Source organism: Sphingomonas sp. BGYR3, assembly GCF_025153455.1.
Classification (GTDB): Bacteria; Pseudomonadota; Alphaproteobacteria; order Sphingomonadales; family Sphingomonadaceae; genus Sphingomonas.
Genome location: NZ_JANZNT010000002.1, coordinates 134339 through 147486, shown reverse-complemented (window position 1 = coordinate 147486; position 13148 = coordinate 134339). Strand labels below are relative to the sequence as shown.

At 67.0% G+C, this 13148-nt stretch carries 13 protein-coding genes; 10 read left to right on the top strand and 3 right to left on the bottom strand.

Annotated features, from left to right (window positions below; genetic code table 11):
• The 3 genes from NYR55_RS12505 (at window position 1) to NYR55_RS12495 (ending at window position 1693) form a co-directional block, all read left to right on the top strand.
• Window positions 1-372: a DUF559 domain-containing protein gene (locus tag NYR55_RS12505; protein WP_260021837.1), complete on the top strand. Its 372-nt coding sequence runs from the start codon at window positions 1-3 to the stop codon at window positions 370-372.
• Between the two features lie 126 nt (window positions 373-498).
• Complete coding sequence (locus NYR55_RS12500; protein WP_260021836.1) at window positions 499-723, top strand: DUF1272 domain-containing protein; 225 nt, start codon at window positions 499-501, stop codon at window positions 721-723.
• Window positions 724-796: 73 nt separating this feature from the next.
• Entirely contained in the window at window positions 797-1693 is an 897-nt protein-coding gene (locus NYR55_RS12495) for an aspartyl protease family protein (RefSeq protein ID WP_260021834.1), read from the top strand.
• Window positions 1694-1721: 28 nt separating this feature from the next.
• On the opposite strand, the gene NYR55_RS12490 is transcribed toward NYR55_RS12495, so the two are convergent.
• Entirely contained in the window at window positions 1722-2609 is an 888-nt protein-coding gene (locus tag NYR55_RS12490) for a hypothetical protein (protein WP_260021832.1), read from the bottom strand.
• A gap of 291 nt (window positions 2610-2900) precedes the next feature.
• Here NYR55_RS12490 and thiD point away from each other — a divergent pair, with 291 nt between their 5' ends.
• From thiD to folP, 5 genes are all read left to right on the top strand, one after another.
• Window positions 2901-4070 (top strand): bifunctional hydroxymethylpyrimidine kinase/phosphomethylpyrimidine kinase, encoded by a 1170-nt coding sequence (thiD, locus tag NYR55_RS12485; protein ID WP_260021830.1) that lies wholly within the window; start codon window positions 2901-2903, stop codon window positions 4068-4070.
• Window positions 4067-4633, top strand: coding sequence for a ribonuclease HII (locus NYR55_RS12480; RefSeq protein ID WP_260021829.1), 567 nt, complete (start codon window positions 4067-4069; stop codon window positions 4631-4633). The genes thiD and NYR55_RS12480 overlap by 4 nt, the downstream gene beginning before the upstream one ends.
• Before the next feature lie 209 nt (window positions 4634-4842).
• Window positions 4843-5973: a DNA methyltransferase gene (locus NYR55_RS12475; protein ID WP_260021828.1), complete on the top strand. Its 1131-nt coding sequence runs from the start codon at window positions 4843-4845 to the stop codon at window positions 5971-5973.
• Window positions 5974-6141: 168 nt separating this feature from the next.
• Window positions 6142-6915, top strand: a complete 774-nt coding sequence (locus NYR55_RS12470) for an outer membrane beta-barrel protein (RefSeq protein WP_260021827.1) — start codon at window positions 6142-6144, stop codon at window positions 6913-6915.
• A gap of 78 nt (window positions 6916-6993) precedes the next feature.
• Window positions 6994-8118, top strand: coding sequence for a dihydropteroate synthase (gene folP / locus NYR55_RS12465; RefSeq protein ID WP_260021826.1), 1125 nt, complete (start codon window positions 6994-6996; stop codon window positions 8116-8118).
• Window positions 8119-8122: 4 nt separating this feature from the next.
• On the opposite strand, the gene NYR55_RS12460 is transcribed toward folP, so the two are convergent.
• The gene (locus tag NYR55_RS12460; protein ID WP_260021825.1) at window positions 8123-8932 is read right to left on the bottom strand and encodes a LytTR family DNA-binding domain-containing protein; all 810 of its coding nucleotides are present in this window, start codon (window positions 8930-8932) and stop codon (window positions 8123-8125) included.
• 154 nt (window positions 8933-9086) lie between these two features.
• Here NYR55_RS12460 and NYR55_RS12455 point away from each other — a divergent pair, with 154 nt between their 5' ends.
• Together NYR55_RS12455 and NYR55_RS12450 are read left to right on the top strand one after the other, a co-directional pair.
• A complete protein-coding gene (locus NYR55_RS12455; protein WP_260021824.1) occupies window positions 9087-9638 on the top strand; it encodes a DUF2306 domain-containing protein in 552 nt (183 codons plus the stop codon).
• Between the two features lie 59 nt (window positions 9639-9697).
• The gene (locus NYR55_RS12450; RefSeq protein WP_260021823.1) at window positions 9698-11035 is read left to right on the top strand and encodes an AarF/ABC1/UbiB kinase family protein; all 1338 of its coding nucleotides are present in this window, start codon (window positions 9698-9700) and stop codon (window positions 11033-11035) included.
• A 12-nt stretch (window positions 11036-11047) separates the two neighbouring features.
• Here the strand turns inward: NYR55_RS12450 and NYR55_RS12445 are convergent, their stop codons facing one another.
• Window positions 11048-13081, bottom strand: a complete 2034-nt coding sequence (locus tag NYR55_RS12445) for a S9 family peptidase (RefSeq protein WP_260021822.1) — start codon at window positions 13079-13081, stop codon at window positions 11048-11050.
• Window positions 13082-13148: the final 67 nt, after the last annotated feature.

Below are 13148 nucleotides of genomic sequence, written 5' to 3'. Positions count from 1 at the left end.
ATGCCCGCGATCGGCCCGACCAGTCCCCACGCCGCCCGCCTGCGCCGCGAAGCGACCGATGTGGAACAACGCCTCTGGCAATCCCTGCGCAACCGGCAGCTTGGCGGCTACAAGTTCCGGCGTCAGGCGACGGTCGGCCCGTTCATCGTGGACTTTCTCTGCGCCGAACATCGCGTGATCGTGGAACTGGACGGCGGCCAGCACAGCCCCGAACGCGACGCAGCCCGCTCCAAGGCACTGGAAGCAGCAGACTACGCGCTGCTCCGCTTCTGGAACCACGACGTGTTGGAAAACCCGGACGGCGTCCTTGCGACGATCCTCGCCAAGCTCGAGGGGTCAAAGAAAACGCCCTCACCCAACCCTCTCCCGTAGACGGGAGAGGGCTTTTGCGGACCATCCGCGCCGCCAGCCATAGCCCTCTCCCGCTTGCGGGAGAGGGTTGGGTGAGGGCCTTCTTCCTTCTTCTCGTCGTTCCGGATTTGCCCTATCCGTGACCCCATGCTCGACATGCGCCCCGATTGCGAACGCTGCGGCACCGATCTGCCGCCCGCCCGGCCGGGCGCGTTCATCTGTTCGTTCGAATGTACCTTTTGCACCGAATGTGCCGATGCGCTGGACGAACGCTGCCCGAACTGCGGCGGCGAACTGATGGATCGCCCAACGCGCACCGGCGATGCGCTGAAACGCCATCCGGCCAGCACCACCCGTCACTTCACGGGCTAGGCACCGCCCGCCATTGCGCTCCGCCACCCTTTGTGTATTATTCAGGCAATACACACCGGAAGGGAGGGGACGGATGATCGGCACGATGATCCGCATGGGCGCGGCGCTCGCCGCCCTGGTTCAGGATCAGCCGCCGCGCGCGGAACCCGCCGCCCCGCCCGCCGCCTGCGCCCCGGCCCGCGCCGCCGCCGCCGCCGATGCCTTGTTCAGCGTGCCTTTCCGCGTCGTCGATGGCCGCATCTATGTCTCGGCCATGGTCAACGGCACCGGGCCGCACAATTTCGCGGTCGATACCGGGGCCAGCGGCATGGGCCGCGCCGATGCCGCGCTGGTCCGGGACCTCGGCCTCTCGGTCACGGGATCGGGCCAGTCGTCGGACGGGGTGACCACGGCGTCGGTCGACACCGTCCGCCTCGCCTCGGTCGAGCTGGGCGGCCTTGTCCGCCGCGATATCGACGTCATCACCCGCGATTATGCCAGCCGGATGAGCGCGGACGCCGCCTTTGCCGGCATCCTCGGCCGCGCCTTTTTCGAGGACGGGTTGCTGATCATCGATTATCCCGCCCGCCGCCTGACCTTCACCCGCGCCCTGTCGCTGGGTTCGGACGATCCGGGCGTCCTGCGATACGAACGCGCGTTCCGCGTCCCCGTCCGCATCGGCGACACGGTGGTTCAGGGCAATCTGGATACCGGCGCGAACGTCGCGTTCGTCCTGCCAAAGCCGCTGTTCGACCGCATCGACGGCGGCACCGTGACGGCGGCTGGCGAGGGGCGGCTGACCAACGGGTCGATCAGCACCGGCCGCGCCGTCATGAAGGGGCCGTTCCGCATCGGCGCCGCCACCCTGTCGGATATCGAGGTGCGCGTGTCGGACCGCTTCCCCGAACTGCTCGTCGGTGCGTACGCGCTTCAACACTTCACCCTGCTGATCGATCAGCGCAGCAGCCGGGTGGCCCTGTGTCCGGCATGACCCGGCCGGCCATCGTCCCGCCCGGCGTTCAGGACCGGGGCGGACACATCAGCGTCACGGTGCCCGCCGTAAAGTCGTAATCGATCGACGCGCAATGCCCGATCGAATCCATGCCGATATACAGCCGCTGATTGGGCACCTTGCGCTTGCTGTCACCGACAACGACGATCTCGTTCGGGTCCTCTTCCGGTGCGGCACCCTCTGCAATTCCCCGCGCATTGCCGATGTCCGACACCCGCACCGCCAGATTGCGGACCTCAAGCTCGCCCAGCATCAGCGGGCGTTGCAGCTTCAGCGGACGGACCGGGCGTGACACCCCGTACAGGATCGGTGCGGCGCGCGCATCGCCGTCGAAAAACCCGCCATTGGCATCGGCGATCCACCGGCCGGCGGTGGCGGTGACCAGGCTTTCGGCCCGGTCGATGCTGAACGCGGCATAGACCGGGCGGCCGCCCACATCGATGCGGACGCTGGTCTGGCTGTCGCCCATCTTGCGGTCGAGGGGAAAGGTGATCGCCCGGTCGCCCGGCTGCGGATCGCGCAGGATGAACCGGGTTCGGCCGAACGGAAACGTCTCCGGCCCGGCGATCCCGTCCGCGCCCGTCACCAATTGCCGCTGGCTGAACGCAGTACGGACGCGGAACGCCCCCTCGCCCTCCCCATATTGGACCTTGTCGGTGTTAAAGCCGATGCGCTCCGGCCCGATGACATAGATATATCCGATCAGGCTGGGCTTAAGCGCGATGCGCTGGGCCGTATCGGCATTGACGGTGGGCACCGAAATCGCCTCCGGCACCATGCGAAACCGCACCGGTTGGCCGTTGACCACCATCTCGACCGTCTCGCCGCTGCGCACCTCGATTGCCCGCCGCTCCGCTTCCGGGGCAATCGCGGCAACCGGACAAGCGGCGGACATAAGGACAGCGGCAGGGATGCAGGCACGCAGAATCATCGGATCTCCGGTGACAGGAGGAGTAACCGGCCAAAGCCTATCGCGCGGCCCTACCGACGCAAGCTGTGACAACCCACTTCCCGTCCGCTCACCCTTTCCTACCCCCGCCCCGATATGGCATGGCTTGGCCATGTCCTTGCCACTGCCCTGCCCGTCGCGTGCCGCCATCGCTGGCATCGCGCCGCTGTCGCCTGACCGTCGCGTCACTGGCGCGTCGTTCGAAAACCACTGTCATTCTGTCAAAACTGTCATCCGATGAGCATCCCCCGCATCCTCATCATCGCTGGGTCCGACAGCGGCGGCGGCGCGGGCATTCAGGCGGATATCAAAACCGTCACCATGCTCGGCGGCCATGCGATGACCGCCATCACCGCGATCACGGCGCAGAATACGCTGGGCGTCGATGCCGTCCACGCCGTCCCCGCCGACATGGTGGTGGCCCAGATCGACAGCGTGGTGCGCGACATTGGCGTCGATGCGGTCAAGATCGGCATGATCGGCTCGGCCCGCACCGCCCTTGCCGTCGCCAACCGGCTGGCGGACCTGCGCGGCATCCCGATCGTGTTCGACCCCGTGATGGTCGCCACCAGCGGCGCGGCACTGGCCGACGATGCCACCATCGGCGCCTTTGAACGGCTGATGCAGGTCGCCAGCGTCACCACCCCCAACCTGCCCGAATTGCGGGCGCTGGGCGGCGATGCGGCGGCATTGGTCGCGGCCCACGGCACCGCCGTCCTGGTCAAGGGCGGGCATGGCGACGGCGCAACCGTGACCGACCGGCTGTTTCAGCCCGCCGCATCCGGCCCGCCGGAAATCGCCTTCGCCGCGCCGCGCATCGACAGCATGGCGACCCATGGCACCGGCTGCACTCTGTCCAGCGCGCTGGCCACCGAACTGGCCAAGGAATGGGATCTGCCCCGCGCGGTGGAACGCGCCCGGCTGTTCGTCCGTCTGGCGATGCAGGATGCGCCCGGCCTTGGCGGCGGCCACGGGCCGATGGGCCATGCCAGCGTCCGGCTCGACCTTGGCGCCTCGCCCTATGCCCCGGTGATGAACCAGATCACCGTACCGGTCGCCGATATCGCGGCGGCGGAACATTTCTACCGGATGCTCGGCCTCAATCAGATCGTGTCGACCCCCGGCAAATATGCCCGGTTCGAAAGCGATGGCGGCACCACCCTGTCGCTGGAACGGCCCGAAAAGATGGGGACGCGCGCGATGCTCTATTTCGAATGTGCCGATCTCGACATGACCCTGTCCTATCTGCGGGCACAGGGGGTTCAGGTGACGCAGGAGCCGGTCGACGAACGCTGGGGCTGGCGAGAGGCGCGGCTGAACGATCCGGCCGGCAACCCCGTCTGCCTGTATCAGGCGGGGGAAATGCGCCGTTTCCCGCCCTGGCGCCTTGCCGCCACGCCGGAATGACCGCCCCCCTTGTTGCCGGGGTGGACGAGGCGGGGCGCGGGCCGCTGGCCGGGCCGGTGGTCGCCGCCGCCGTCATCCTGTGTCCGGGCGGCATTGCCGGGCTGGATGACAGCAAGAAACTGACCGAGCGCCGGCGAGAGGCGCTGTTCGACCGGATCCGCGACCAATGCACGGTGGGCGTCGGCATTGCCGAGGTGGAGGAGATCGACCGGCTCAACATCCTGTGGGCAACGATGCTGGCGATGGAACGCGCCGTCGCCGCGCTCGGCGTCGATCCGACAGAGGTGCTGGTCGACGGCAATCGCTGCCCGGACTGGCGCTGGCGATCCCGCGCGATCATCGGGGGCGACGCCATCGAACCGTGCATCTCCGCGGCCAGCATCATCGCAAAGGTGACGCGCGACCGGATGATGAAAGCGGCTGATGCCGTCCATCCCGGCTATGGCTGGGCCAGGAACAAGGGCTATGGCAGCGCCGCGCATCTGGCCGCGCTCCGCACGCTTGGCCCCACCCCGCTCCATCGCCGCAGCTTTGCGCCGGTTGCCCAGGCGATATTGCTGTGAAAATCATTCCTGCCCGCCGATTGAGTCTTTTCGGTCACACCCCCAATCCCTTGGGGCTGTGGACAACCCGCGGACTCAATATCTGCCATCATGGCAGGAATCGCCCGGAACCGCATGGAATCCCCGCGCTTTTCGTTAACCATTGCGCGCTTGACGGGGACTCCCGACTTGGGGCCTTGTCCGGCCTCTGACGAATTCGGGGGCATCTCATGGCGGTTGTGGAACGGGTAAAGCGCGCGCAGCGCACGATGGAAAAGGCGCCCGTCCGCCTGCCGCTCGACACCATCCTGATGGACGACTGCATCGCCGCGATGCAGGGTCTGCCCGATGCGTCGATCGACATGATCTTCGCCGATCCGCCCTATAACCTGCAGCTCGGCGGCGATCTGCATCGCCCCGATGGCAGCCATGTCGATGCCGTGACGCAGGACTGGGACAAGTTTTCCAGCCTCGCCGCCTATGACCGCTTTACCAAGGCCTGGTTGACAGAGGCTCGCCGCATCCTGAAACCCAATGGCTCGATCTGGGTGATCGGCAGCTACCACAACATTTTCCGCGTCGGGTATCTGCTTCAGGATCAGGGTTTCTGGATCCTCAACGACATCGTCTGGCGCAAGGCGAACCCGATGCCCAATTTCAAGGGCACGCGCTTTACCAACGCCCATGAAACGCTGATCTGGGCGTCGATGGGCGAAAAGGCGAAATACACGTTCAACTACAAGACGATGAAGACCCTGAACGACGAGTTGCAGATGCGCTCCGACTGGGAATTTCCGATCTGCAGCGGTCAGGAACGACTGAAGGACGATACGGGGCACAAGGTGCACCCGACGCAAAAGCCCGAGGCGCTGCTCTATCGCGTCATGCTGGCCACGACCCAGCCGGGCGATGTCGTCCTTGACCCGTTTTTCGGCACTGGCACCACCGGCGCGGTCGCCCGCCGCCTGGGCCGCAAGTTCATCGGCATCGAACGCGATGCAACCTATGTCGAGGCTGCACAGGCGCGCATCGATGCCGCCCTGCCGCTGGACGAAAGCGCGCTGAAATCGATGAAGTCGGCGGTGAAGCCGCCGCGCGTCGCCTTTGGCCTGCTCATCGAAAACGGAATGCTGACGCCCGGTCAGGTGCTGACCGACGCCAAACGGCGGTGGCAGGCAACCATTCTGGCCGACGGATCGCTGGCGTGCGGTGACCATATGGGATCGATTCACAAGGTCGGATCGCTTGTCCAAAATGCCCCCGCCTGCAACGGCTGGACGTTCTGGCACGTCGATACACCGCAGGGCCTGCGCGCTATCGATCTGATTAGACAGGATTATCTGCTGTCAACCCAGCCCTAGGGCCACTGTTGCAGCAAAGCCACGCTGCTGTGGCTCGCATCGCTTTTGCGGTGAAATCCGTGAAACCAGCGGGTCGGAATGTCGTTGTGCGCTCGATCAGCCTGGCCGGCCAATGGCCGCCTGAATGCTGATTGCGCCAAAAGCATATCTGACAAGAGGACCCGTTCCATGCGTAAGCTCCTTCTCCTTGCCGCTCCGATCGCCCTGATCCCGGCTGCCCCCGCCGCCGCCCAGGTCTATATCGGTGTCCGCGGCGGTGCGACGCTCGACCAGAGCTCGACCAACCAGGGTGAGTTCACCACCACCGTTCCCGCCACCACCGATTTCGGCGCCATCCCGGCCGGCACCTCGCTGGGTTGGGAAACGGATTTCAACACCGGCTATGACGTGTCGGGCCAGCTGGGCTACCGCTTTGACGGCGGCCTGCGCATCGAATTCGAAGGCGGCTATTCCGACAGCAAGGTGGACAGCCACCGCAACCTGGCCGCTGGCGGCGCAGTGATCGACGGCGCCAACGTCGCCGTGCTGACCCGTGGCCCCGCTCTGGCCACCAACCCGACCGTCGGTGCGATCCTCGCCACCGACCCGGGCAGCGTGAAGACGATCTACGGCTTCGGCAACCTCTATTACGACATCAACAGCACCGGCCGGTTCCAGCCCTATTTCGGCGTCGGTCTGGGCGCGATGCAGGTCGATGTCGATTATCAGCCGTCGGGCGTCGAGGTCGTCAACGACAAGCAGACCCGCTTTGCCTATCAGCTGATGGGCGGCGCGACCTACAAGCTGAACAACAACCTCGAAGTGTTCGCCCAGTACACCTGGCGCGCGACGCCGGACCGGGCGCAGACCGACGTTTCGCTGCTGCCCGCGACGCTGGGCGTGGAATCGCGCCAGTCGATCGTCGGCGGCGGTGTCCGCATCGCCTTTGGCGGCGGCAACTGATCGCTTGCAGGGCGGGCCTGATCGGGCCCGCCCCTTTTTCTTGGCGCAACGCTTGGCCTCTGCGCTAAGGCAGCGGGCATGACGCTCAACAGCCTGCCCGCCGATGCGCGGCTCTATCTTCGCCCCACTGCCTTTATCGACAGCCCCATCGGGCTGGATGGACAGGTTGCCCGGCTGGCCGGGGGGCTGTCCTGGTTTTCCGCCTATGAGCTGATTGCGGTCCAGCAGGGTCGCCGGATCGCGCAGATGCTGGTCCGTGTGGAGGAACTGCCCGGCCTGATCGCCGGTCTGCCCGATGGTCAGGCCGAACGGCTCCGCACGCTTGCCGCCGCGATCTCCGCCCCCCGCCCGGTTATCCGCGCGGGCGAACGGATGCTGCGCCTCGATCAGCCGCTGGTCGCCGGAATCCTGAACGTCACGCCCGACAGCTTTTCCGATGGCGGCGCGCATGGCGATGACCCCGCTGCCCTGGCCCAGGCCGCCTATGACATGAGCGCGGCGGGTGCTGCGCTGATCGACATTGGCGGCGAATCCACCCGGCCGGGCGCTACCACCGTGTGGGAAGGGGACGAGATCAAGCGCGTTGTCCCGGTGATCGAACGGCTGGCGGCATCCGGCGCCGCCCTGTCGATCGATACCCGCAAGGCCGCGGTGATGGAGGCAGCGCTTGCCGCCGGGGCGCACATCATCAACGACGTCGCCGCCCTTGCCTATGACGAGCGCGCGGTCGAGGTCGTGGCGGCGGCCGGCTGTCCCGTCATCCTGATGCACTCGCCCGATCCGGCGAGCGGGCCGCACGGCGGCTCCGGTTATGCCGATCCGCTGATCGACGTGTATGACTGGCTGGAGGCGCGGATCGCCGCCGTCAGCGCGCGCGGTATTCAGCGGTCGAACATCCTGATTGATCCGGGCATAGGGTTCGGCAAGGGGCTGACCGACAATCTGGCCCTGCTCAACGGGCTGACGCTGTTCCATGGTCTTGGCTGTCCCGTGATGCTGGGGGCCAGCCGCAAGCGGCTGATCGGCGCGCTGGATAACGAGGCGCCGGTGGACCGCCGGCTCGGCGGCTCCGTCGCGCTGGCGATCAGGGGGGCAGAGGCGGGTTGCCAGCTGTTGCGCGTCCATGACGTGCCGGAAACGGTTCAGGCGGTCCGCGTCTGGCGCGGATGCCGCGATCATGCGCTGGTCGGCCGCCCCGGCTGACGGGTCAGAACCAGCCTGCCGCCTCAAGCTCGGCGGCCTTGCCCCGCGCCACCGGCGCTTCCAGTCCGCCGGTCAGCGTCAGCCGCAGATTGCGGCCCTCGCGCCGCACGCCGGTTACTGCCGCCCGCGCCACCCACCAGCTGCGATGCACCTGCGCCCCGTCCATGCCGTCCAGTTCAGCGACGGCGTCGCGCATCCGCATCAGGATCAGGTCGCTGCCGCTGGCGGTATGCGCCCGCACATAATGATCCTCCATCTCCAGCGCGATCAGTACGCGCCCCAGCCGCGGCGGCAACCGGTCCAGGAACGGTGCGGCCGGGCCGGATGGCGGCGCCGGGGACGCTGGCAAAGACGCTGGCAAGGGGGCCGCGACTGGCGATGCTTCGATGTCGACACTGGCCAGCGCCCGGCGCGCCCGCTGCTGCTGCGCGATCAGGAAAAAGATCATGGTGACGATGGTGCCGATCACCAGCACTTGGCCATATAGAGCCACCGCCTCTTCCAGCGACGGCATCCGCATCGTGCCGCCATGCCATCCGGTCAGCCAGACCACGGCCGACATCGGCACGGTGCCCGCGACGCACGCGGCGACCCACATGGTCCATTCCGGCACCTGCAATCGCGGCGACAGCCATGCCGCGATGCTCCCCGCAGGGCGGTAAAAGGCGTAACCGGCCACGATGACACCGCACCAATAGACCAGCCGCCAGGCAAAGGACGCGCGAAAGCTGCCGAACGGCCCGATCAACGCCATGGCAACGCCGATCACGATCAGGATGGTCAGGTCGATCAGGATCTGGCGGGCCGATGGCATGACGCGACCATGGCTGCCATTTCACGCTTCGTGAAGGGGAAAAACACCGCTTTTCCGCGCGATTGACGCACGCGCTGCACCATCCGCGCACCCGTGCTTGCCCGCGAAATGCCCGCTGGCAAACCGGCCCCGTCATCCAAGACGGAGCCAAGCCATGACGACCGCAACCGCCCTTTCCCGCTCGCCCGCCACGCCGCGCACCGCCCGTTCCGTGGCAATGGATTATCCGCCGCTGGTCCGCTGGGGCCTGATCGCTTCGGCCACGATCATCTCCGTCATGGCACTGGCGGCGGTCGGCCGGGCGATGCTGGGCCTCGCGCCTGAACACTCGTCGTGGAAAAGCCTGGCCGTGATGATCCACGTCATCACCGTGGTGCCTGCCGCGCCGCTGGGCCTCTATATCCTGATCGCGCGAAAGGGTAGCCCGCTGCACAAGCAGCTGGGACGCATCTGGGTGATGCTGATGATTGTCACCGCGATTTCCGCCATCTTCATCCGGCACGTCAATCATGGCGACTTCAGCCTCATCCACCTGTTCGTGCCGATGACGATCATCGGTGCCGTCCGCTCGGTCCATGCCGCGCGCACCGGCCGGATCGACAAGCACCGCTTTCACCTTGCCGGCCTGTATTTCGGCGGCCTGTTCCTGGCCGGACTGTTCAGCTTTGCCGGGGACCGGATGATGGGCGCCTGGCTGTTCGGCTGAACGGCAACACGGCACAAAGCCCGTGTTGCGGGTGGCGGATCGGCCCCCATATCCGCACCATGGCAAGCAACCCCGTTGACGAGCGCGGCCGCGCAGTACCGCAAGGGCGCATCGCCCGCCTTTCCCGCTTCGGCGCGCTGGCTGGCGGCGTCGCGGGCGGGATGCTGGCAGAGGGCGCACGCCAGCTTGCGGCCGGAAAGCGGCCCAGCCGCACCGATCTGTTGCTGACCCCGGCCAATGCGATGCGCGTCACGAAACAGCTGGCCCAGCTGCGCGGCGCGGCGATGAAGCTGGGGCAGCTCGTCTCGATGGACGCGGGCGATGTGCTGCCACAGGAACTGACTGACATTCTCGCCCGGCTGCGGGCGGATGCCCAGCATATGCCGCCCGAACAGCTTCAGCGGGTGCTGGCCCAGCATTGGGGCCGGGACTGGCGCACCCGATTTGCCCGGTTCGGCGCGCGGCCCATCGCTGCGGCCTCGATCGGTCAGGTGCACCGGGCCACCACCCGTGACGGGCGCGATCTTGCGATCAAGGTCCAGTATCCCGGCGTGCGCGAAAGCATCGACAGCGATGTCGACAATGTCGCCACCCTGCTGCGCCTGACCGGCCTGTTGCCCGACACGATCGACCTGGACATGCTGCTGGCCGAGGCCAAGCGACAGCTGCACGAAGAGGCGGATTACCTGCGCGAGGGCGAGCAGATGGAGCGGTTCCGCGCGCTGCTCGACGGCGACGACCGCTATGTTGTGCCCGCGCTGGATACGGAATTCACCGCCGACCACGTGCTCGCCATGACCTATGTCGAGGGGGTGTCCATCGAACGGATGGAGGATGCGGATCAGGCGGTGCGCGACCGGCTGATGACCAACCTCATCGACCTGGTCCTGCGCGAACTGTTCGAATTCGGCTGGATGCAGACCGATCCCAATTTCGCCAATTACCGGGTTCAGCCGGAAACGGGCCGACTGGTGCTGCTCGATTTCGGCGCGGCCCGGCCCGTGACAACGGCCACGGCGCTCGGCTATCACCGGATGCTGATGGCCGGGCTGGATGGCGATGCCGACCGGGTGCGCGAGGCGTCACTGGCGGCGGGCTTTATGTCGCAGCCGCTCGTCGAACGACATCCCGAAACGGTGCGACAGATGATCGATGCGGTGATGGGCGAGCTTGGTCGTGACGGGCCGTTCGACTTTGCCGACCGCGCCGTCGTCCATGCCCTGCGCGAACAGGGGATGGCCGTCGCCGCCGACCGCGCCGTCTGGCACCTGCCGCCCATCGAAACCCTGTTCGCTCAGCGCAAGATCAGCGGCACCGCCCTGCTCGCCGCGCGGCTTCGGGCACGGGTCGATGTCAAATCCATGGTCGCCGCCTGGCGCGACCGCGTGCCCGGCTGAGGTCCGCCGCCGTCACACTCCGCCATGCGCCTTGAACCAGGCGAGCCACCGCTCCATCCGGTCCTTCAGGAAACTGGGCCGGGTAATCCCGTGGAACTGGCCGGGATAAACGATCAGCTGCGTTTCGATCTTCAGGCTGCTTAGCGCCTGATACATCTGCTCGCTGTTCAGCGCGGGGACGTTCAGGTCCTTTTCGCCCACCATGAACAGGGTCGGCGTCCTGATCCGGTCGGCCTTGTAGAACGGATAGCTGTTCTTCATCCACACATCGGTATTGGCCCAGGGCGTGCCCAGCTCCGTCTCGTAATCGCGGATATAATGGTCGGTCCCATATCCGGCCAGCACGTTGGAAATGCTCGCCCCGCTTACCGCCGCCTTGAACCGGGTGTCGCTGGCGATGACGTAATTGGTCAGCATGCCGCCATAGGACCAACCGCCGATGTACAGGCGCTGCGGATCGGCAATGCCGCGCTTGACCGCATCGTCCACCCCGGCCAGCGCGTCGGGCACGGCCGGGCCGCCCCAATCGGCATAGAGCGCAGCCGCGAACGCCTGGCCCCTTCCGGTGCTGCCGCGCGGGTTGGTGGACACGATGGCGTATCCCGCGCCAGCCAGCACCTGCCAGCCAATGTCGAACCCGGCATCGAACTGCGCCTGCGGGCCGCCATGGTTATACAGGATCGTCGGCAGGCGGCGGCCCTTTGGCGCGTCCGGCGGCGTGATCAGGAACCCGTGCACGTCCGTCCCGTCGGCCGACGTAAAGCGCGTCGGCTCCACCTTGGCCAGCTTGACGGATTTCAGCCACGCCTCGTTATGACGCGACAGTTGGCGCGGCTTGCCACCCTCGATCGCGAACACCTCGTCCGGCAGCGCGGGGTTGGAATGCAGCGCGACCAGCGCCCCGCCGGGTCCGGCATCCATCGCGCCGAACGTTCCCGTCACCCGCGCCACGTCGCGCACGTCGCCGCCGACCGCCGCCACTTCGGCAATGCGGACATTGCCGTCATCCTCCACCTGAAAGCGGATGGACTGGCCATCCGGGCTCCACACCGGCCGGGTGACGTTGCGGTCCAGCTCGGGCGTCAGCACCCGCGCCGCCCCGCCTGCCGACGGCACCACCGCCAGCACCTGTACGCCATAACCGATCAGCATCACCGGCCCGCCCTGGATATAGGCGATGCTGCGCCCGTCCGGGCTCCACGCCGGATAGCTGTCGCCGCCGACATCGGCGTCCGCGCCCTCATATGTCGTCAGCACCTTTGGATCGGCGGGCTTGTCGCCCACGGTCACGACGAACAGGTTGCTGTCGTGCGTCCGGTCTGGATCGGCCGCGCGGTTGGAGGCAAAGGCGATGCGCGTGCCATCGGGCGACCATGCGGGCAGACTTTCGTCGAAATTGCCGGTGGTCAGCCGCCGGGCCGTCCGCGTCGCCAGATCATACAGCCACAGCCGCTGCCGCTGCTTGCCCAGATAGCCGACATAATCCTGCTTGAACTGAAACCGGTCGATCACGATCGGCTTTGGCCGGTCCTTGGCCTTGTCGTCCGCCTTCCCGTCCGCCTTTGCATCGGCCTCGGGCTCCGGGTCGGTGACGATCAGCGCCAGCCGCTTGCCGTCGGGCGACCAGGCGAAATCATCGACCGACCCCTTGATGCCGGGCAGCTTCTCGCCCTCGCCGCCCGCGCGCGGCATCAGCCACAGGGCATCGCCGTCCTTGTCGTCCTCTGCCGCGCGGCCCGACAGGAACGCGAGGTAGCGGCCATCCGGGCTGAACCGCGGCTTTGATTCCCGCTCGCCCTTGCGCCCGGTCAGCTGCACCGATCCGCTGCCGTCCCACCGGGTCATCCACAGATGCTTGTCGGTCCGGTCCGCGTCCAGGTCGGTCGTCTGGACGCTGTATGCGACCCATTGTCCCGCCGGATCGACGTCCGGGTCCTCCACCCGCGCCAGCCGGGCGATATCGTCGGGCGTCACCGCGCGCTGGGCAGTGGCCGGCGCGCCAAGCGTCAGGCCTGCGCCCAGCAGCAGCATGAAAACGGGCTTCATTGTGGATCCTGCTCCCCATCGGCGGAACGCCGCATCGGGGGGCTTTTGTCGCCGCGCATCGGCGCGG